Origin of the sequence: Sporosarcina sp. PTS2304, assembly GCF_003351785.1 — a bacterium.
GTDB lineage: Bacteria > Bacillota > Bacilli > Bacillales_A > Planococcaceae > Sporosarcina.
The window spans coordinates 412,463-433,178 of sequence record NZ_CP031230.1 but is presented as its reverse complement, the minus strand read 5'-3'; the positions used below and the strand labels follow the sequence as shown (position 1 = coordinate 433,178).

The window sequence follows — 20,716 nt, the reverse complement described above, 5'->3', positions numbered from 1 at the left end:
TTTTTCTCAGATGACATAGTAGAATGAAACGAGATATTAAGGAGGGATTCAGTTGGAGGATCACTTATTTTTTTATTTGGACACTGATGCCAAACGGAGTCGTAAAATAGGACAACCTACAAGAGAAAACCAACTAGAAGGTATATTTCTAGTCAATAATAGAAAAATCAAGTCATGGAAAGAAATGGCTTCACACTGCGTAGAATGTATGGAACCTTTACACTATAGTGATGAATTTGATGCTCGTTATTGTAAAGATTGTGATGAATGGCGGGAAATGATCTGTGATCCGAGTTGTCAAACTTGCCAGTCTAGACCCGTAAAGCCTTCTGAGTGCCAACATGATTTTGAATAATTCATATGGTAAACCCTTTACATACAACAGCAATGAGCTCTAACAATAATTATTATTATCTTCGAGTCATTCTAATTGTAATCATCTAGTAAATTTGATATCCTATAGAAGAAATGTGTAGCACAGTTACGTAGTTGCACAAAAGATAAATTGGAGGGATTTTTAAATGGCTGAACGTATGGTAGGTAAACAAGCTCCAGATTTTACAATGGAGGCAGTATTAGCTGACAAATCTTTTGGGAAAGTTAGTTTGCAGGACAATATCAAAAACGATAAATGGACAGTTCTTTTCTTCTATCCAATGGACTTCACTTTCGTATGTCCGACAGAAATCACTGCAATGTCTGATCGCTATGATGAGTTCGAAGACTTAGATGCAGAAGTAATCGGTGTTTCTACTGATACGATTCACACGCACCTAGCTTGGATCAATACAGATCGTAAAGATAATGGTCTTGAGCAACTTAAATACCCACTTGCAGCTGATACGAACCACTCAGTATCACGTGAATATGGAGTGCTAATTGAAGAAGAAGGTATCGCATTGCGCGGTCTTTATATCATCAACCCTGAAGGAGAACTTCAATACCAAACAGTTTTCCATAATAATATCGGTCGTGACGTGGATGAAACTCTTCGCGTACTTCAAGCACTACAAACTGGCGGTCTTTGCCCTGCAAACTGGCGTCCAGGTCAAGAAACTCTTTAATTTTGTACAAGCATCCCCACGCATTACTTCCGCTGTGGGGATTTTTCTATAATTTTATTTACTTATCGAGGAGGAACTTTGATGAAATTACGTACACAAATGCCAGAACTTCAAGGTGAAACAGCTTGGTTAAACGGCGAGACATCAAAATCTGAACTAGTTGGCCAAAAACCAACATTAATTCACTTTTGGTCTGTTAGCTGTCATATGTGCAAAGAAGCAATGCCAGATGTAAATAATTTTAGAGATCAATTTAAAGATGAATTGAACGTAGTAGCTGTCCATATGCCACGTTCTGAAGACGATTTAGATCTCGAACAAATTAAAGCAGTAGCTGCAGAGCATGATATTACTCAGCCTATTTTTGTTGACAGTGAACTGAAATTAAATGATGCTTTCGAAAACCAATACGTACCTGCTTATTACGTTTTCGACAAAGATGGACAACTTCGTCACTTCCAAGCGGGCGGTAGTGGCATGAAAATGCTTGAAAAACGCGTCAATCGTGTACTAGACGAAATGAAAAAAGAAGATTAACCTTCTCTTAACGACTCCTCATCTGAGGAGTCTTTTTAGTTTTTAACAAATTTCGCTTCTTAGTATCACGTAGTAAACGTAAAGCAAAACAAGTCTGTTGATTATTTGAAGAAAATGGCTTTTGGAAATGAAGTGTTTTAAATGAGTAGTTGTAGAGATAGTGTAGTGTGAGGATTTTCCCTGCTGAACCGGACGCTTTCCTGGAGGGCGCGCGGCGGACTCGCCAAAAGTGCGTTGGCGATTACGCCTGTCGTCCTGATCCTCCAGGAGTCGCCGGTTCTTCCGGGAGAATCCTTGAATTTGTGTTCGTAAGTCAGTTGGTGTTCGTCCAAAAGTTAGAGTGAAATGAGTGACTCTTCTTTCTTGGTGCAGAAAAATGGTGTACGTGTGAGGATTCTCCCTACAGAACCGGACGCTTTCCTGAGGGGACGCGGCGGACTCGCCAGAAGTGCTTTGGCGATTACGCCTGTCGTCCTGATCCTCCAGGAGTCGCCGGTTCTTCCGGGAGAATCCTTGAGGTTGTGTCTGTAAGTCAGTTGGTGTTCGTCCAGAAAAAAAGTATGGTAAGTTACGCTTCCTCGATAATGTGGGTGAAGCTTTAGATTGCCTGATTGAATGCATATAGGGTCACTTCTTTTTTCACTCAGTTCATCGAAGAAGTCATAGTAGCAGATAATACTTCACCGCTATCTAACTTCAAAAACGGTCGCATTGTATCAGACAAGTCTTTTTGGTTTTCATTCCATACAAAGAGTGATCAACCTGTCTTGCACACACAAAGTACGGCTTGGAGCTTACAGACGATCGACTCCGGGAGGATAAGGGAAAGCCGTAGCGAAGGACGGCTTTTGCGAGTGAAGCGCAGCGAGAAGGAGCACATCTTTGCATTTGACAGGTGTAACTCGCGACGGTCCACCGCGCCCCCTCCGGAAAGCGTATCGTCCGGAAGCGCAAGCCGCAAGACATTCTAAGTCAGACTCACTCCATCCAATCGCCATAATCAAACTCGCTTGTAAATAACTCAATGAGCGACTTATATATAATATAGTTACTCAACAGTCTTAAAGCAAAGTATTTTTCCTAGGCATGCCTCGTGCCTTGAAGAATACTTTGTGATAGGATTAAACAAAAAGAACCTAGAAAGCGAGCTGTCGAATGGTCAAAACATCTAAAAACCTAGCCCTCTACATACTTATGTTCAATATGTTCATTGCGATGGCAGGAGTCGGACTCATCATTCCCATCATGCCGGAATACTTAGCCACATTTGGAGTTGCCGGTAGAGCGCTTGGGCTACTAATCGCTATTTTTTCTTTTGCTCAATTTATCTTATCTCCTATTTCGGGTAATCTTTCAGATAAATATGGAAGAAAGCGCATTATTATTTTCGGTTTACTTATTTACGGACTTTCTCAATTAGCATTTAGTTTATCAACTGAGTTATGGATGTTATACGTTGCTCGATTCTTCTCAGGATTCGGTGCTGCTTTCATTATTCCTCCTACGATGGCTTTTGTAGCAGATATTACAACTCTTGAAACAAGAGGTCGAGGGATGGGGCTTCTTGGAGCTTCGATGTCGTTAGGATTTATGATAGGGCCGGGAATCGGTGGATTTTTATCTAAAATCAGTTTGTCATTTCCATTTTATGCTGCAACCGGTGCATCAATTGTAGCCGCTATTGTTTCTTTATTATTTCTACCCAATCCTAAACCTGTCCTACAAGGAGCTGCGGTCAACGAAAATCTTTTTCAACAGTTGCGGCGATCAACACAAACTTCTTACTTTATTATGCTTATCGTCATGTTCGTCTTCTCATTCGGCTTGGCAAACTTCCAGGCTACGATTTCACTCTACGTAGATCAAAAGTATAACTATACACCTTCTCAAATTGCGATTATTATTACTGTCGGTGGATTTGTTGGGGTGATCATTCAAACATTTGTTATTGATCGGCTGTTTAAACGTTTTGGTGAGATGCGAGTCATTTTGATCAATCTAGTAATCGCAGCTTTTGCGATGTTAGGTATTTTGTTTGTCAATACGTTCTTCACTATTTTGTTAGTGGCTACGATTTTCTCAACTGCCACTTCTCTCCTGCGTCCTGCTGTCAATACACTAGTTTCTAAATTGGCCGGAAAAGAGCAAGGGTATGCGGCGGGTATGATGAATGCTTATATGAGTTTAGGAAATATGATAGGACCGGCAACTGCAGGCTATATTTTCGATTGGAACATGAAATCACCTTATATTGTTGGAACTGTGATCTTATTACTTTGTTTCGCATTAGCTGCTTACTGGGCAACACGTCACCGATCACTCATCCAGTCTGCTCGTACGTTATAAACTAGCTATTCAATCGGTGCGGTAAGTGTACGTGTTAGGATCCTCCCTTCAGGAAAGCGTATCGTCTGGAAGCGCAAGCCGCAAGACACTTCAAGTCAGCGTCACTGCATCCCAAGTCATCCGCTTATTTCTATCGCCTGCCTCGCTTTTAAATGAATAAATGGATTATACGGTTAATTAACAGATGTGTTCATATGTATCCATAATAGTAATAAAAAATGCATGAAGGTAATATCCTTCATACATTTTTTTATTTCCTATTAGATTCATTGTACTTTCCGCAATAACTCTGCGTAACTTTGTACAATTTCAACGAATGCTTTAACTTGCTTCAATTCAAATGTTGAGCTATATCCAATCATCCATGTATCCCGTGTCAGTTCAAATTCTTCTTCACTATTTAGTAAAGGAATGCGATTCACTCGTTCATCTCCTGAAAGTGTAATTGAAGGTAAAATAGCATAGCCGATTCCATTGAGCGCTAATTGTTTACACGTCTCAATTTGATCAACTACTATTTGCCTACTTGGATTTTGATTGAAATGTTTATTCCACCACCGCTGAATTTCCATATAATAATTGGAATCACTTTTATATTGTATGAAATGTCGATTCGTATCTTTTAATTCATCTATTGTGGAAATCTCTGAATCGACTAAGTATAACTGATCAGGGAATAAATACATTCGATGACTTTTCCAATCTGTTTGCCCCCTGACGATGCCCACATGCGCCTCGCCTTCATACAAAGCTTTAGATATTTCAGAACTCCACCCTGTCATTAAAGAAATTTTAGCATCCGGATATAATTCTACATAATCCTTCAATATTTGCGGGAGCCATGTCTGACCAATTATGGAAGCACAAGCAATCTTTAATGTACCATGTACTTTATCTTCAAGTGACGCAATCAATTCCAATGTTTCATCTCGCTTAGCTAAAGATTCTTTCGCGTAGGCAATGACGTGTTCACCTGCTGGCGTCGGTTCAAGACCTTTTTGCGAACGAATGAACAATCGCATCCCCCATTCTTTTTCAATCGTCTGCAAACGTTGCGATAACGCAGGTTGAGATAAATGCAATCGTTCAGAGGCTTTTCGCATATTGCCTTCTTCAGCTAACGCCTTAATAATATCTAGCTCAGTTGTTGACATGTTCATACACCTTTCCCCTCGGAATCCGCAAAATCAAAACTAAACTAATGACAGCAAATACAGCAATTGCGATATACACCCAATGTAAAGAATTCTGAAGTCCTTCCTGCAATTTATGTAACTCTGCAAACGGAATCATAGAACGGCCTTCTTCAGTCAATAATCCATTTACATCATCTATTGAGTAGGACAAGTTTCCTGCTGCAAAATAAGATAGCAACATTCCGTTTAAAATCGCTCCAAATACTGAGGCTCCTATTGTATTCCCAAAGTTTTTCATGAACATATTCGCCGCAGTAGCTGATCCTCTTTGTTCTCTTGAAACCGCTCCTTGAATCGTTACAATAAATGATGTATTCGTTAACCCCATCCCTATACCAATAAAAAAGCTAGATGCAGCAGCCCATATAGGACCCAAGCTGGCATTCATGAAAACAAACATCATCGATCCGATCACCAATGACACTCCTCCTGCGAACGAGACGAGGAACGGACCGAAACGAATAAGTAAATGACCCGCCACGGAAGAAGCTAAAGGCCACCCTATAGACATCGTTGTCAGTGCAAAGCCTGCGATAATCGCTTTCTGTTCCATCACTCCCGAAACATATGTAGGCAAATAAGAAGATACACCAATTAAAATAATACCTGTAGTCAATGATACTAAATTCGCATATAAAATAACTGGATTTTTCCAAATACTAAAAGAAACCAACGGATCTTTAGCCAAACGTTCTTGTCTAAAAAATAATGTGAATAATAGTATGCTAACTATGAGTAACAGCAAACTACTAATCGACAGTCGATTAAAAGATTGACCGCCTTCTACTAACCAAAATAAAATAGAAGACAACGCCGTTGCTAATAAGAAAGCTCCTTTATAATCAATCGAGGCTTTACGTGTTTCTTTCGGCTCATGAAGGAAGAAATAAATTCCTGCCATAGATAATATTCCAAGTGGAACATTCACCCAAAACACAAATTGCCAATTGACATATTGAACGAGTAAACCACCGATGACTGGACCCGATACTGCAGAGATCCCCCAAACACTTGATAAATACCCTTGTATTTTTGCGCGTTCTTCCGTTGTATACATATCACCCACAATAGTAGTCGCAATTGGCATCACAGCGCCTGCTCCTATTCCTTGAATGAGACGATACACAATTAGCTGTTCCATCGAAGTCGCAAATCCACATAATACGGAGCCGATCAAAAATATTGTTAAACCAATAAAAAAGATCGGCTTGCGACCAAATAAATCCGCCAATTTGCCATAAATCAATACGGTAACGGTACTCATCAATAAGTAAGAAGAGAAAATCCAACTATATCGTGAAAACCCGCCTAATTCAGAAGCAATTGTAGGCATGGCTGTTGTGACAATTGTCGCTTCAACAGCACCCACGAACATCGCCAGCATAACTGCCGCTAGAACAAGAGGGCGCTTAGTTTCTTTTTGCACATTTTTCACTCCTTCTATTAGAAAAAGACTCCGATAGAGGAGCCTTTTGTTTTTTCTATACATTTACAAATTACTGAGCATATGAGTATTTACTGAACGTTGTAAATATACTTTTTGAATTCTTTCATTATTACACGTCTCGTTATAATACCTGCAAATGTGCCGTCCTCGTCTGTCACGCATAAAAATGGGTGATTAATCAATAGATCCATAGCGCGTTGAAAACGATCATTCACTCGAATGGTCGGAAGATTAGTATCCATTATCTCATCTACTTTAATATCCTCTAATCGCTCGTATTCAATTCGTTCCATACCTAAAATTGAATCTGTAATCATTCCAATACCTAATAATCCTTTTAAATGGTACTGGTGATCCAATACAGGAATGGCGGAATATCCCGTCTTTGTTAAAACAAGAAGTGCGTGTTCAGCATTATTACCCAATTGTACGTGAGCAACCTTCTCTGAAGAAATTATTTGATTAGCGATTGGCGCAGCAAGAAAGTCTTTATTATTGATAGAAACCATAGGTAATCGCTCCTTCTATTCATCGTCAAAATCATTATATCTAATTACAAGTCTATTCATATCTATTCTATCATAACACATTTAGCCTATCTCTACCTTATAACAGAGATTATTATACCGGACAAAAAAACCTCTTTCTTAATAGAAAGAGGCCCAGTAATAAAAGATGACGATAAAGATGAAAAGAGAAGCAACAAATATAATCCACAACAATGGATTCATAGTAAATGGATGATCAGCAGCAGTTTCTGGTATACGATTCGTCACATTCAACTGAAAGGACTTAGAAGTCTTTCTTATGCCTGCAATACAAATCCATACCATGACTCCAAATGCGATCACCATGGGCCACAGCCAAATATCCCACATTAACTATACACTCCTTTCCGCCAAGCCTATACGATATAGAGTGTGCAGAAAGTGAAAATTTATGTGTTTATGTGATCATTTATCGGGCGGCTTGTAAATAGTTCTGTTCAATTACTTCTGGTAAAACCGCCTGACTATATAGAAACCCTTGAGCAATTTGACATTTGGAATCTTTCATAATTTCAGCTTGAGAATCTCTTTCAATCCCTTCTGCTATTACCGACATCCCTAAACTATGAGCTAAATTAATAATCGTCTTAGCTATCGCTTCATTTTTTTTATCTGTTTCAATATCTTGGATGAATGAACGGTCTATTTTAATAATGTCAATTGGATACTTTTTCAAATAGCTTAGAGAAGAATATCCTGTCCCAAAATCATCTATAGAAATCGTAAATCCCATTTCTTTTAACTGAACTAATGACTTCAACGTCTCATCCGGTCGCATCAATGCACTTTCAGTTATCTCAATTTCAATACAGCTTGGGTTTATCGAATATTTATTCACTATATCAAAAATTTTCGTACAAAAGTTTTCTGATTTGAACTGGCTGGGCGAGATATTGATCGCCACTTTCACAGGTTGGTATTGTTTACTCTGCCATTCCCGGAGCCGCTGACACACTTGATCAATAACCCAATCACCAATTAAATGAATGATGCCCGACGCCTCAGCAAGTGGAATAAACTTTGCTGGAGACACTTCACCGAACTTTCGATTATTCCAACGTAATAATGCTTCAAAACTAACGGACTTCCCTGTTTTCAAAATAATTTGTGGTTGAAAACAAACAGTAAGCTCATTAAACTCTATAGCTCGTCTTAAATGAGACTCCATAAGTGCTTCATTCGTAAAAGGAACTTTCATCTCTTCATCAAAGTAGCGGTAATGAGCTCTTCCACGTTCTTTTACAACTGACAGCGCTTGTTTAGACTTTTCGATCAATTCATCAATCGTATTGCCATGATCGGGAAATGTAGATACGCCTATGGACATCGACAAATAATATTCATGGTTATTATAAGTAAAAGGTTGCTTAAATAATCGCAGAATCTCTTCACATAATCTTTCTGTTTGCGCAAATTCAAACTCCTGAACGACAATAATAAATTCATCTCCACTATTGCGGTACAACTTTTCGCTCATCGTGCAAACTTTCTTTAACCGATTAGCGACCATTATTAAAAATTCATTACCTGCCATGTATCCCAGTGATTCAATAATTGTCTTGAAACGGTCGACACCTAAATGAATAATTCGCAAAACGCCATGTTCTTCAGTTGCTTGAAGAGAATCTTGGCCAAAATGGATTTTCAACATACGACTATTCCATAAACCAGTTAAATGGTCATGATAAGATAAATAATGCATTTTCGAATTACTGATCATATAGTTTGGTAATTCTTTTAATATGATATGCGTTTCTAAACATTCGTCATTTACGACGACAGGAAGAGATTTGAGTGACGCAAGAAGTATGTGACCTTTTGGATGTAATAATTCAACATGCGGTAATTCATAAGCTTTTCCATTTTTCACAAATGACCATACTTGATTAAAACTTTTTTGGTCTTCGTCACTTACTAACTCTTGAAAATGTCTGCCGATGAGCTCTTTGGGAGATAAATTTAGAAGTTGTTTAATTTTCGGATTGCAGAAAGTTATGATTCCTTCCCGATTCAGTGTTACTAATGCATCTGAGTTAAAATAAAGTAATGAATGATATTTTTCTTTCCATTTCTGATGCATTATTTTAGTTTCCCTATTTTTAAATTCTAATACAAGTAAAGGATATCTCGAAGAGACTGACAATTGCTTCACTGTCATATCTAATGGTTCTCCTCCTGTTTTATCAATCAAACGTTTACATACGCAGGAGTCTATATGAGTTAAGGTGTCTTGAATAGCTGACCAATAGGAACCAAAAAACGATTCAGGTGCCGTACTATTGTTGGAGGAAAAGAAAGTACTAGAACTATCATTTGAATAAAAAATTTTCATCTTGTCTTCAGGAAGTATTTCTAAGATGACTATCATATGAGTATGAAATTGGAAATATTCCTGCTGGAGAGGATGTTCAAATGGTTCTTCGTTGTTCATTTATGAACTCTTCCTTTCATTAATAAAATAATATTCATGACTTACGACATATACAGATAAGCCATTAGTAGTTAGTATACATCTATTTACTCTGTGATAAAAGATAAATAAAGAAATTTACCCAAAAACTCATGACTTTTTATGTAACATTTTACTTTGTTGATAGAACAATCCTGTTGATTATTTAAAGAAAGGAATGGGCATTTAGAAAAAAGGTGCTTTTGACAAGTAGTTGTAGAGGCGGTGTACGTGTTAGGATACTCGCTACAGAACCGGACGCTTTCCTGAGGGGACGCGGCGGACTGATCCTCCCGAGAGAAAGCGTATCGTCTGGAAGCGCAAGCCGCAAGACACTTCAGGTCAGTCTCACTCCATCCAACTGTCATAGTCAAAATTGCTTTTAACTAAATGAATGAGAGAATTATACATTACATGGTTAATTAACAAGCTAATAATTAATATGTAAAGAAGAGTCTTCTATCCATTTATAGAAAGTTCAAGCGGGCTGCGAAACGACATCCCCTTCTTCCGTTACATCCTAAACCTTCACAACACAATTGTTTGTCAATCGATTCAGATTAAAAAGGGCAACCAACAAATAAGTTGTGCCCATAAGAAAAAGACCGTATCGAAAAATCAGAAACTACTGACTTTCCGGACAGCCTCATTTTCTATGGTTACATGTTCTCTTTTCTAGCTATTTATATAATGCTTTATGAGCGCCTGTGTCCCTTTCTCACCATATCCCTTATCCAGTAATTCACTATACATTTTTTGAGCCAACGTTAACCCTGGCAATTCTAATTGTAGTGCTTCAGCTTCTCTTAGGGCTATATTTAAATCTTTAACAAAATGTTTCACATAAAAGCCCGGTTCATAATCTTCTTGAATAATACGCGGTCCTAGGGCTGATAAATTCCAAGAACCTGCCGCACCTGAAGCAACTGATTGCAGCATAGTATCTGGATCAAGACCTGATTTCATCGCATACGCAAGCGCTTCACATATACCTATCATCGTACCAGCTACAGTAATTTGATTGCACATTTTAGCATGTTGGCCTGCCCCTGCTTCTCCTTGATAAACAATCTTTTCTCCAAACACAGAAAGTATTGGCATCAAGCGATCAAACAACTCTTTTTGCCCTCCGCACATAATAGAAAGTGTACCGTTTTTCGCACCAATATCTCCGCCAGATACCGGCGCATCCAATGAAAACATGCCCAAAGACTGTGCTTTCTCAGCTAACCGAACAGCCAACTCAGGGCTAGAAGTTGTCATATCTACTACTATTTGACCAGCATGGCCATTAGCAAAAACTCCACTTTCGGATAAATACACTTCTTCGACATCTGACGGCATACCAATCATCGTGAATACGATATCTGCTTCACGTACCGCTTCTGCTACTGTGTTCGCCCAATGAGCACCCAATTCAATCAACGCATTCGCTTTCGATTTTGTACGTGTATACACGGTCACATCAAAAGAAGCTCGCATTAAATGTTTTACTACACTAGCTCCCATAACACCTGTCCCAATAAAAGCAATTTTTTCAGTTTTCATCGTAACACCCCTCACAAGTTATCTATATAGACTATCGTATCGAAGTTGAAATATTTTTACAATGAACAAAGCAAAAAAAGAGGATCGATCTATTCGAGATCGATCCACAAAAGGGGGAAATGATAATGTTGCTGTGTTCATTTGTAGTTTGCCCTTTTTTATATATTATAAACCTGAATCCGTTATTTTTATGAATCATTATCAATTTCTTGTTGATCAAACTTATTAATCATTATATCCAATTTACGACTTAGAATTATTGTCTTATCCGCATGCAAGCCCTCTTCTTCAGCAACTTTAATGAGTTGTTTCCTTAGACGCTCAATTTCAAACTCACAATCACATTCCAAATCAAACACCTTCCATCATAAATGGTTTCTCTCTATACTATACTAAAAACATGAGTTTTTCCTCATAAACTTTTCGACTTTTCTCGACAAACTTTCTATTCAACTACTAGATGCAAAAGATTAATCCTGTTGATTAATCATATGATGAACAATTCACTCATTCATTTAGGTAAAAGCGACTTTATCTATAGCGATTGGATGGAGTGAAGCTGACTTAGAGTGTGCAAGACAGTTTGATCACTCTTTGTAGGTGGTGAAGACTACGTGGGCTTGTGTGCTATTTTATATTCGTTTGTTAGATGAAGCAAGGCTGACTTGGAGAGTCTTGTGGCTTGCGCTTCCAGACGATACGCTTTCCGGAGGGGACGCGGCGGACCCCGCAAAAGAGCATTGCGGGTTACGCCTGTCGTCCTTGATCCTCCCGGAGTCGATCGTCTTCCAGCTTCAGCCGTACGTAGTGTGTGTAAGACAGTTTCATCACTCTTTGTAGTTGATGAGAACCATGTAGAATTGTCTGATACAATACGACCGTTTTTGAAGTTAAAAAGCAGCGAAGTGTTGCTAGCTACTATGACTGTTTCGATGAACTGAGTGGAAAAAGAAATGACTCTATATGCATTCACACAGGCAATTCAAAGCTTCACCCACACTGTTCAGGAAGCAGAATTTACCATACTTAATTTCTGGACGAACATAAACTGACATCCCGACACAAACTCAAGGATTCTCCCGGAAGAACCGGCGACTCCTGGAGGATCAGCACGTCAGGCGTAATCGCCACGCACTTCTGGCGAGTCCGCCGCGTGCCCTCAGGAAAGCGTCCGGTTCTGTAGGGAGAATCCTAGCACGTACACTCACTTTATACACTACAAAGGAGAAGTCACTTATCCTACTCTAACTTCTGGACGAACACCAACTGGTTTCCCAACATAAACTCAAGGATTCTCCCGGAAGAACCGGCGACTCCTGGAGGATCAGGAAAAGCCGTTGCGAAGGACGGCTTTTGCGAGTGAAGCGCAGCGAAAAGGAGCACATCTTTGCACTTGACAGGCGTAATCGCCAAAGAACTTCTGGCGAGTCCGCCGCGTGCCCTCAGGAAAGCGTCTAGTTCTGCAGGGAGAATACTAGCACATACACCACTTCTACATCTACTCATCAAAAGCGCATCATCCAAAAGGAAATTCCTGTATTTAGACAATTAAGAAGCGTAGCAAAAGATAATACTTTACCTTTCACACATTTTAAGGCAAACTATAAAGTAATTATGAAAATAGTTATTTACTCTGCTTTTAAATAGTAGAAATTCATGACCCAGAAAGGATGTAACTAGATGACGATTGCAGAAATAGGAGATATTATTGAATTCAAGGATGGTTTACAAGGTATTGTAGAAAAAGTGAATGAAAACTCCGTAATTGTAGACTTAACTTATATGGATAATTTCGATGAACAGACAATGGAAGAAAAAACGGTCATCAATCATAAACGATATACGATCATTCACAGCGCGACTGAATGAAACTTTTTACTTTCCAATCCGTCCAATAAGTAGAAATTTAACTAAAGGAGTGTAACATAATGAATAATAAATGGCGTATTGTCTTCGCATCATTCGCTGTCTCTATAATGCTAGCAGCTTGCGGAACCTCTGATACAAATGAAACAGACAAAGAAAACACGACTGGTAGCACGGTGGAAGAACCTACTACTCCAGAAACAGATGTTGAAGAAAATGATTCCGTAGCTGTAGAGGATCCAAATACAGATCAAGATGGTCTTAAAGATGCTGTTGAAACTAAAAGTGATGAACAAGACTATTCTATAATGGTGCTTCCTGGATACGTCTTAGCTAGCGAAGAGCCAGGCAGAGATAGTTTATATGTAGAGGAAGACAGCGGACTATTCATGCGAATCGAAACAATGTCTAAAGAGGATGAATCGTATACGTTCGATGAGCTTTACGAAAATATGGAAGAATTATTGGCAGCATCAAGCGATGGTGAAACGCCAGCCGAACTTACTGCAGACTCAGACCTCCCAAAAAATGAAGGGATTCTTAACGTAAAAGGTGCAGAAGTGAAGTCTGATGAAGGGTACTTTAAAGGGTTTGTTATGGAACGTGAAGATATGCTCATCCGCGTGACAATTTATGCTGCTGAAGAGAACGAACATGTTGAAGAATTTAAACAGATGGCTTCTACTATTAAATAAAATCTTACAAAAAAGCTGAACCATTCATGCGGTTCAGCTTTTTTGTATATAAACTTCAGATTTATCATCTACTAAACTAGCTTCGAGAAGAGGAAATTTCAATTGGAATTCAGTTCCTTTTCCGACTTCACTTTTCACTGCAATTGTTCCACCGGATTCTTTTACCGTTTTACCGACAAATGGTAAACCTAAACCAGTGCCTCCCTGTTTAGACGATACAAAAGGATCAAATATATTGTCAAGTAATTCTTCACTGATGCCTGTACCTGTGTCAGAGATGATGATTTCGACCATCTGCGAGGTTTCGTCACTTACAATTACATTCAATGTACCATTGGGCTCCATCGCTTCCATAGCATTTTTGAATAAATTTACTAATACTTGCTTGATGCGATTTGGATTCGCTTTTATCAATACAGGTTCTACTATTCGAATTTCATTGACGATATTGATTTGATCTAGCAAAGCTTTCGGTCTAAGAAGAGTTAACACTTCTTCGATTAACACTGTAAGTGAAAAGATTGTTTTTTCATCTACAATAGGTTTCGAGATTAAGAGCATCTCATTGAGAATATCGTTCATTCGCTTTACTTCATCTTGAATTACCGTTACATATTTATGTGCATTACCTGATACTTCGTGTTCGAGTAACTGTAAAAATCCTTGAAGTGTAGTCATAGGATTTCGTACTTCATGTGCAATACTAGCCGCAATTTCTCCTGTCATACTCAATTGTTCATTATGAGCTAGCAATTTTAGGAGTTGTTCTTGTTCTGTTATATTTTCTACTCGTAAATGATACATTTCAGTTTTTATGTCAAACTTCAAAAATATATTGTAATAGTTCATTTCTCCATACCGTTCAAATGATGCTCTTGCGTGGACTGTCGTTTGATTCCTCGCGTGCAAAAATAAATTTTTAAAACAAAAATCCTCTTCGAATTGAAAATCTTTTAAAAAGCTTTCGAATTTCACGTTATTAGTAGTCGTTGGGAAATGAAAATTTTTATGAAATGCATCATTAACTGAAACAAAAAATCCCCATTCATTGATGATTGCTGATGGTGTAGGACAAGTCATAAAAGAATTTTCATATGTTTGACTTAATAAATCAATATTTATCGTAATAATCGCCATTTTTCTGTCAGGCTGGTATATAATATAACAGGATGTGTTTTGTTTATTACTGATTCTTAAATTACCGGCTAACTGGTTTTGGATAATTGTTTTAGAGTGTTTGTTGCTTTCAAGGATGACGTGCAGTTTTCCAAAAAGTACATCATCAAATACTTCTGAAATATGGGAAGGCAGATTTTTTGCTTTGACTAATTTTTTAAAAGCACTCGTTCCTCCTAATATACGTCCATTTTCATCAATGATTAGTTTATAGAGCGCGCTTTCTAAATACTTGTTTTTATCTGATATTCTCATTACCATACTATGATCCCCCCTACTTCAAAATCCAGTAAAATACGATAACTTGATATTTATGAAATAAATTCCATTTGCACTTTAATTATTGCATGATTGCAAAAACTTTAATATAGGTATAAAGTCTACTTCAACATACAGGAAACTACATTTACTTTTCAAGGAGCTTATAAATGAACATCGTTCTATCTACTTTAAACGCAAAATATATACACACCAATATAGCTATACGGTACCTAAAGGCTTATGCCGAACCGGAGTATACTTGTGAGCTGGCAGAATTTACTATTCATGATCCAACATTATCAATTGTTTCAGATTTATATCAACACTCGCCGGACGTTGTTGGCTTCAGCGCTTATATATGGAATATTGAAGAAACGATTAAAGCAATTCGCTTACTTAAATTAACAAGCCCACATACGATTGTTGTATGCGGTGGTCCAGAAGTGACATATGATTACGATCAATGGCTGGAAAGAGTACCAGAAATTGATTATATAGTCATAGGTGAAGGAGAAAAAACTTTCAAAGATCTTCTTCAAGCGATTGATGGGAAAATGAATATTACAGACGTTCAAGGGATTGCTTACCGACAAGAGAAACAATTGAAAATCACGGCCCCTGGTCCAAAATTAGATTTACGTACACTTCCATCTCCTTTCCGTTTTACTGAAGACATACCGCATCTTCCTAATCGGGTTGTGTATATAGAAACGAGCAGAGGATGTCCTTTCTCATGCCAATTCTGTCTGTCTTCTATTGAAGTTGGTGTTCGTTATTTCAATCGCGATGCCATTAAAGAAGATATTCGATACTTAATGGCAAATGGTGCGAAAACGATTAAATTTGTCGATCGTACATTTAATATTAGCCGTAGCTACGCAATGGAAATGTTTCAATTTTTAATTGATGAGCACGTACCGGGAACTGTCTTTCAATTTGAAATCACCGGCGATATTATGCGACCTGAAGTCATTCAATTTTTAAACGATCATGCACCGGCTGGGCTATTCAGATTTGAAATTGGTGTGCAATCAACTAACGATCTGACAAATGAACTTGTCAAAAGACGACAAAACTTTACAAAACTATCGCGGACAGTAACGATGGTCAAAGAGGGTGGAAAAATTGCGCAACACCTTGATTTAATCGCGGGCTTACCAGAAGAAGATTATGCATCATTCCGTGATACATTCAATGAGGTTTTCGCCCTGCGACCGGAAGAGTTACAACTAGGCTTTTTAAAACTTTTACGCGGCACTGGCCTACGTATTCAAGCAGAACAATACGGCTATCGTTACATCGACACAGCTCCTTACGAAATCGTCTCCAATAATGTATTGTCTTTTGATGATATGCTGAAGATTAAACAAACAGAAGACATTCTTGAAAAATACTGGAATTCTGGTCGTTTTATACACTCTATGGAGTATATAGTTACTACATTAGTAGAAACACCTTTCGACTTTTTCCAACTGTTCGGTAACTTCTGGGAAAAACAAGGATGGTCACGGATTGGACATCAGTTTGAAGATTTGTTTACTCGACTGGAACAATTTCTAAGAGATGTGCTACAAGTAGATATGGCTGTTGCACAAAGTTTAATGAAACTAGATTATTTATTGCACCAAAAGTTCTTGCCAAGAAAGATTTGGTGGGCCCCTTCATCCACATTGCAGGAAGAACAAATAAAAGACATTAATCAGCTACTCGTTCACTCCCCGCATCTTTTAGGCGATTCTTTTGAAACCTATCGCTATACAGAGCGGACGATTAGAAAACAAGTGTTCATTACAGAAACAGCAGCTAAGGTTTTAGATGATTTTACAGTTGTAGAAGAACCGGGCTATTTAATCGTTCAATATAGTCCAGGTGAAACAGCTACACATTATCATTTATCTCAAAGTACCGTAGATTCTGTAAAAGAATATCAAAAGTGAAAATGGACTGTTAAGAAAGTCAGTAGCATCTGATCTTCTTAACAGTCCTTTTCTTATGGATACAACTCATTTATCGGAAAGCATGCCTTTTGGATCGCAGAGGAGCAAATTTTATTTTAGTGATGTTCATGCATCTTCCTACGATCATTAATTTAGTACATATAATTAAATAGAAGAAATGGAGTAAAGCTGACTTAGAGTGTCATGCGGCTTGCGCGTCCGGTTTCTCTCGGGAGAATCCTAACACGTACACTACTTTTCCGCACCACCAAATGCCAACTCCTTTATTTCAATAATCAATAGGCTTGACTTTTTTATAATAATGTATAATTCGCCTATTATACGATACATATATGCAAAAGAGTTCCTTTTCTCAATATATCAGATAGGGTTTGTATATCGACAATGAAAGGTTTAAAATGACTAAAAGAGAGCAAAGTTTATTGTAGCGCTATCTTTTCATAAGCCCATTTGATAAAGTAAGAAAATGAAGTTTTCGTTATGAAAGGAAATTGAAAAAAATGAGATTTTCAAGGGAAGTTTTTCATAAATTTACGCCAGCACAAATTATCGTGTTCTATTATTTTTTGGCCATTGCTTCCTCCTTCCTTTTGCTTAATTTACCCGGAGTGTATAAACCAGGTGTACAAGTACCACTTATAGATAGTTTATTCACTGCTGTGAGTGCTGTAAGCGTCACTGGTCTATCATCTATTAATATAGGAGAAACTTATTCGGTATTTGGTTTATGCATGATTATGCTAGTTTTGCAATTAGGCGGTATAGGAATCATGTCATTAGGTACGTTTTTTTGGTTACTTGTAAAAAAACGCATTGGATTGAGAGAGCGCCAACTAATTATGATTGATACGAATCAATACACATTACAAGGTGTCGTTAAGTTAATCCGTCAAATTATACAAATTATTTTTGTGATTGAGCTAGTGGGCGGAGCAATACTAACAGCGTATATTTCTCGTTTTTATCACTCGTTCAGCGAAGCGTTACTAAACGGAATGTTCATGTCAGTTTCCGCTACTACGAATGCCGGCTTTGATATTACAGGTTCATCTATGATGTCGTATCATGATGATTATTTTGTGCAGATCATCCTTATGATATTAATTATTTTAGGCGCAATTGGCTTTCCAGTATTAATTGAAGTGAAAAGTTATTTTTCAAAAAAAGTACCTCATTTCCGATTTTCTTTGTTTACAAAAGTTACGACAGCGACGTTTGGTATGTTAATGGTAGTGGGTACCGCTATGATTTGGTTGTTGGAGTCATTTCATTCTTTTAAAGGGATGAGTTGGCATCAGCAATTCTTCACAGCTCTGTTTCATTCAGTGTCAGCACGGTCTGCAGGCCTTGTCACATATGACGTCACTCACTTTAGTGAAGCGACAGATATACTTGTCAGTTCACTAATGTTTATCGGGGCATCACCGAGTTCGGTTGGTGGCGGAATTCGCACGACTACGTTTGCGATTGCACTGTTATTTCTTATTAATTTTGCACGAGGCAATGACGTCATTCATATTTTTAAAAGACAAATTAAGTTAATAGATGTGTTTCGCTCGTATGCAGTTATTCTTGTAGCGTGTGTGATGGTTATGACTGCATTATTAATATTGCTATTGACAGAGCCTGGAATCCCTGTAGTACCTTTGCTGTTTGAAATTACATCAGCATTTGGAACGTGCGGAATGTCACTTGGGATTACTTCGGATTTATCGGTCGTTGGTAAACTAATCATTATGGCTCTAATGTTTATAGGCCGTGTAGGATTAATTTCATTCATCTATACGCTAGGTGGTAAGACCAATAAAACACCGTATCATTATCCGAAAGAACGTGTCATTATTGGATAACGAAGAGAAAAAACACCGTCAATACATTCTTTACATGAATCATGCAAAGAAAAAGTATTCCTTTTTCTCAGACCGACTTTACTTTATAATTTTTTAATGATTTGTTTCCATAAGAAAAGGACCTTCACAGAAAATCAGATGCACTGATCTTCTGGACGGTCCTTTTTATTATGAATTTTTTAGTCGTTGTTTTACTACCGCAAGCGCATAACCACCAAAAGCTAAGATAAGAAGTACAACCCAGAAAGTTGTTTTCCAAAGCGTAGAGTGGGGGAATGTTTCAGGTATAATAAGCAATGCAGGATGTGCTAACGTCAACACGACCAACTTCACTCCTACCCAACCTACAATTAAGAAAGCTGCTGTTTCCAGTGTTGGATATTTCTCCAGTAAGATAACAAATTGTCTAGCTGCAAAACGGATCATGATTAAGCCTATCATTCCACCAAGCAACATAACGATAAATTGTCCACCGTTAATGCCCCCCACATGGAAATTACCTAGTTCCGGTAACGTTACAGCAAGAGCAACTGCCGCCAGCATGGAATCTAACGCAAATGCGATATCTGCAAGTTCCACTTTGAAGACAGTCATCCAGAAGCCGGATTGTTTTCGAGGCTTTTTATCAGGATGTTCTTTTTGCGAATGAGTCACTTTATCATATATGTTCTTCGCTGAAATAATTAATAAATATGCTGCACCGAGCGCTTGTATCTGCCAAATGTTTACTAAGAATGTAATCATGAACAATGCAGCAAATCGGAACACGAAAGCTCCAACTAAACCGTAGAACAGTGCTTTTTTCTGTTGAGGTTTCGGTAAGTGTTTAACCATTACTGCCATGACGACTGCATTGTCTGTCGCTAATAAGCCTTCAAGCACAATCAGTACGACGAGCACCCACGCGTATTCTAATAAAATCGGATCCAAAAAAATTCCTCCCTGTTTTTCACAATATAAAAAGACCCTCACCTAATAATAGGCAAAGGTCTCGCTAAGTCGGAATTTTACGTTCAAAATCCAGCTATCATAACCGATGGCGATTGAAGACCATGTATTGACGATTATGAAATAGGTTTCCCTATAGCTACTCCCCTTTGACATTGCGTCAAAAGTTATTAAGTTATTGGATGCTTTTCAAGTATTATAACATAATAACTTTCGTTTGCAAATTATTTATTTGACACTAGTTATACATACAATTCCACTAGCATTATACTTTCTTCTTGACCATTTTATTCCTTATTAAGAAGAAATGAATTTAAAACATTTGCTGAAAATCAAGCCTGATGATTATTTAAAGAATGGAATGATATTTTTAGAGATGAGATGATCTTGACGAGTAGTTGTAGAGGTAGTGTATCGTTTAGGATTCTCCCGAGAGAAACCGGACGCTTTCCTGAGGGGACGCGGCGGACTCGCCAGAAGTGCGTTGGCGATTACGCCTGTCGTGCTGATCCTCCAGGAGTCGCCGGTTCTTCCGGGAGAATCCTTGAGTTTTTGTTGGGAAATCAGTTGATGTTCGTCCAGAAGTTGGAGTGGGGTACGTAACTTCTCCTTTGTAGGGTAGAAAAGTAGTGTACGTGTGAGGATTCTCCCGAGAGAAACCGGACGCTTTCCTGAGGGCACGCGGCGGACTCGCCAGAAGTGCGTTGGCGATTACGCCTGTCGTGCTGATCCTCCAGGAGTCGCCGGTTCTTCCGGGAGAATCCTTGAGTTTGTGTCGGGAAGTCAGTTGGTGTTCGTCCAGAAATAAAGTATGGGAAGTGAATTCT

The 20,716-nt window shown here is 38.3% G+C and carries 17 protein-coding genes; 8 read left to right on the top strand and 9 right to left on the bottom strand.

Annotation, left to right across the window (positions count from 1 at the left end; genetic code table 11):
• Positions 1-52: 52 nt before the first annotated feature.
• The 4 genes from DV702_RS01835 (at position 53) to DV702_RS01820 (ending at position 3,947) form a co-directional block, all read left to right on the top strand.
• Entirely contained in the window at positions 53-355 is a 303-nt protein-coding gene (locus tag DV702_RS01835; RefSeq protein WP_114923183.1) for a hypothetical protein, read from the top strand.
• A gap of 166 nt (positions 356-521) precedes the next feature.
• Positions 522-1,064: a peroxiredoxin gene (locus DV702_RS01830; RefSeq protein WP_114923182.1), complete on the top strand. Its 543-nt coding sequence runs from the start codon at positions 522-524 to the stop codon at positions 1,062-1,064.
• An 81-nt stretch (positions 1,065-1,145) separates the two neighbouring features.
• A complete protein-coding gene (locus DV702_RS01825; protein WP_114923181.1) occupies positions 1,146-1,601 on the top strand; it encodes a TlpA family protein disulfide reductase in 456 nt (151 codons plus the stop codon).
• A gap of 1,155 nt (positions 1,602-2,756) precedes the next feature.
• The gene (locus DV702_RS01820; protein ID WP_114923180.1) at positions 2,757-3,947 is read left to right on the top strand and encodes an MFS transporter; all 1,191 of its coding nucleotides are present in this window, start codon (positions 2,757-2,759) and stop codon (positions 3,945-3,947) included.
• Positions 3,948-4,213: 266 nt separating this feature from the next.
• On the opposite strand, the gene DV702_RS01815 is transcribed toward DV702_RS01820, so the two are convergent.
• The 7 genes from DV702_RS01815 to DV702_RS17315 all read right to left on the bottom strand — a co-directional run bounded on the left by DV702_RS01815 (position 4,214) and on the right by DV702_RS17315 (position 11,494).
• Entirely contained in the window at positions 4,214-5,101 is an 888-nt protein-coding gene (locus DV702_RS01815) for a transcriptional regulator CcpC (RefSeq protein ID WP_114925803.1), read from the bottom strand.
• Entirely contained in the window at positions 5,088-6,527 is a 1,440-nt protein-coding gene (locus tag DV702_RS01810) for an MDR family MFS transporter (RefSeq protein ID WP_240315709.1), read from the bottom strand. The genes DV702_RS01815 and DV702_RS01810 overlap by 14 nt, the downstream gene beginning before the upstream one ends.
• Positions 6,528-6,658: 131 nt before the next feature.
• Positions 6,659-7,099 (bottom strand): cyclic-di-AMP-binding protein CbpB, encoded by a 441-nt coding sequence (cbpB, locus tag DV702_RS01805; RefSeq protein WP_114923178.1) that lies wholly within the window; start codon positions 7,097-7,099, stop codon positions 6,659-6,661.
• Positions 7,100-7,237: 138 nt separating this feature from the next.
• Entirely contained in the window at positions 7,238-7,468 is a 231-nt protein-coding gene (locus DV702_RS01800; protein ID WP_114923177.1) for a hypothetical protein, read from the bottom strand.
• Between the two features lie 79 nt (positions 7,469-7,547).
• Positions 7,548-9,569, bottom strand: a complete 2,022-nt coding sequence (locus DV702_RS01795; protein WP_114923176.1) for a sensor domain-containing protein — start codon at positions 9,567-9,569, stop codon at positions 7,548-7,550.
• Positions 9,570-10,262: 693 nt separating this feature from the next.
• Positions 10,263-11,135, bottom strand: a complete 873-nt coding sequence (locus tag DV702_RS01790) for an NAD(P)-dependent oxidoreductase (RefSeq protein ID WP_114923175.1) — start codon at positions 11,133-11,135, stop codon at positions 10,263-10,265.
• 188 nt (positions 11,136-11,323) lie between these two features.
• On the bottom strand, positions 11,324-11,494 hold the full coding sequence (locus DV702_RS17315) for an aspartyl-phosphate phosphatase Spo0E family protein (RefSeq protein WP_114923174.1): 171 nt from the start codon (positions 11,492-11,494) through the stop codon (positions 11,324-11,326).
• 1,321 nt (positions 11,495-12,815) lie between these two features.
• Between DV702_RS17315 and DV702_RS01775 the strand changes: the two genes are divergently transcribed.
• Positions 12,816-13,004, top strand: coding sequence for a YkvS family protein (locus DV702_RS01775; RefSeq protein WP_114923172.1), 189 nt, complete (start codon positions 12,816-12,818; stop codon positions 13,002-13,004).
• A 59-nt stretch (positions 13,005-13,063) separates the two neighbouring features.
• The gene (locus DV702_RS01770; protein WP_114923171.1) at positions 13,064-13,696 is read left to right on the top strand and encodes a hypothetical protein; all 633 of its coding nucleotides are present in this window, start codon (positions 13,064-13,066) and stop codon (positions 13,694-13,696) included.
• A gap of 33 nt (positions 13,697-13,729) precedes the next feature.
• On the opposite strand, the gene DV702_RS01765 is transcribed toward DV702_RS01770, so the two are convergent.
• A complete protein-coding gene (locus DV702_RS01765) occupies positions 13,730-15,133 on the bottom strand; it encodes an ATP-binding protein (protein ID WP_114923170.1) in 1,404 nt (467 codons plus the stop codon).
• A gap of 167 nt (positions 15,134-15,300) precedes the next feature.
• Here DV702_RS01765 and DV702_RS01760 point away from each other — a divergent pair, with 167 nt between their 5' ends.
• Together DV702_RS01760 and DV702_RS01755 are read left to right on the top strand one after the other, a co-directional pair.
• Positions 15,301-17,070 carry a B12-binding domain-containing radical SAM protein gene (locus DV702_RS01760; protein WP_114923169.1) on the top strand — a complete coding sequence of 590 codons (1,770 nt, stop codon included), beginning with the start codon at positions 15,301-15,303 and terminating at the stop codon, positions 17,068-17,070.
• A gap of 521 nt (positions 17,071-17,591) precedes the next feature.
• Positions 17,592-18,941, top strand: a complete 1,350-nt coding sequence (locus DV702_RS01755) for a TrkH family potassium uptake protein (RefSeq protein ID WP_114923168.1) — start codon at positions 17,592-17,594, stop codon at positions 18,939-18,941.
• 168 nt (positions 18,942-19,109) lie between these two features.
• On the opposite strand, the gene DV702_RS01750 is transcribed toward DV702_RS01755, so the two are convergent.
• Positions 19,110-19,871 carry a TerC family protein gene (locus tag DV702_RS01750; RefSeq protein WP_114923167.1) on the bottom strand — a complete coding sequence of 254 codons (762 nt, stop codon included), beginning with the start codon at positions 19,869-19,871 and terminating at the stop codon, positions 19,110-19,112.
• Positions 19,872-20,716 lie beyond the last annotated feature (845 nt).

Coding starts and splice junctions, on each gene's coding strand:
- DV702_RS01830 (WP_114923182.1), top strand. CDS start 522: ATGGCTGAACGTATGGTAGGTAAACAAGCTCCAGATTTTACAATGGAG.
- DV702_RS01825 (WP_114923181.1), top strand. CDS start 1,146: ATGAAATTACGTACACAAATGCCAGAACTTCAAGGTGAAACAGCTTGG.
- DV702_RS01820 (WP_114923180.1), top strand. CDS start 2,757: ATGGTCAAAACATCTAAAAACCTAGCCCTCTACATACTTATGTTCAAT.
- DV702_RS01815 (WP_114925803.1), bottom strand. CDS start 5,101: ATGTCAACAACTGAGCTAGATATTATTAAGGCGTTAGCTGAAGAAGGC.
- DV702_RS01810 (WP_240315709.1), bottom strand. CDS start 6,527: ATGCTGGCGATGTTCGTGGGTGCTGTTGAAGCGACAATTGTCACAACA.
- cbpB (WP_114923178.1), bottom strand. CDS start 7,099: ATGGTTTCTATCAATAATAAAGACTTTCTTGCTGCGCCAATCGCTAAT.
- DV702_RS01800 (WP_114923177.1), bottom strand. CDS start 7,468: ATGTGGGATATTTGGCTGTGGCCCATGGTGATCGCATTTGGAGTCATG.
- DV702_RS01795 (WP_114923176.1), bottom strand. CDS start 9,569: ATGAACAACGAAGAACCATTTGAACATCCTCTCCAGCAGGAATATTTC.
- DV702_RS01790 (WP_114923175.1), bottom strand. CDS start 11,135: ATGAAAACTGAAAAAATTGCTTTTATTGGGACAGGTGTTATGGGAGCT.
- DV702_RS01775 (WP_114923172.1), top strand. CDS start 12,816: ATGACGATTGCAGAAATAGGAGATATTATTGAATTCAAGGATGGTTTA.
- DV702_RS01770 (WP_114923171.1), top strand. CDS start 13,064: ATGAATAATAAATGGCGTATTGTCTTCGCATCATTCGCTGTCTCTATA.
- DV702_RS01765 (WP_114923170.1), bottom strand. CDS start 15,133: ATGGTAATGAGAATATCAGATAAAAACAAGTATTTAGAAAGCGCGCTC.
- DV702_RS01760 (WP_114923169.1), top strand. CDS start 15,301: ATGAACATCGTTCTATCTACTTTAAACGCAAAATATATACACACCAAT.
- DV702_RS01755 (WP_114923168.1), top strand. CDS start 17,592: ATGAGATTTTCAAGGGAAGTTTTTCATAAATTTACGCCAGCACAAATT.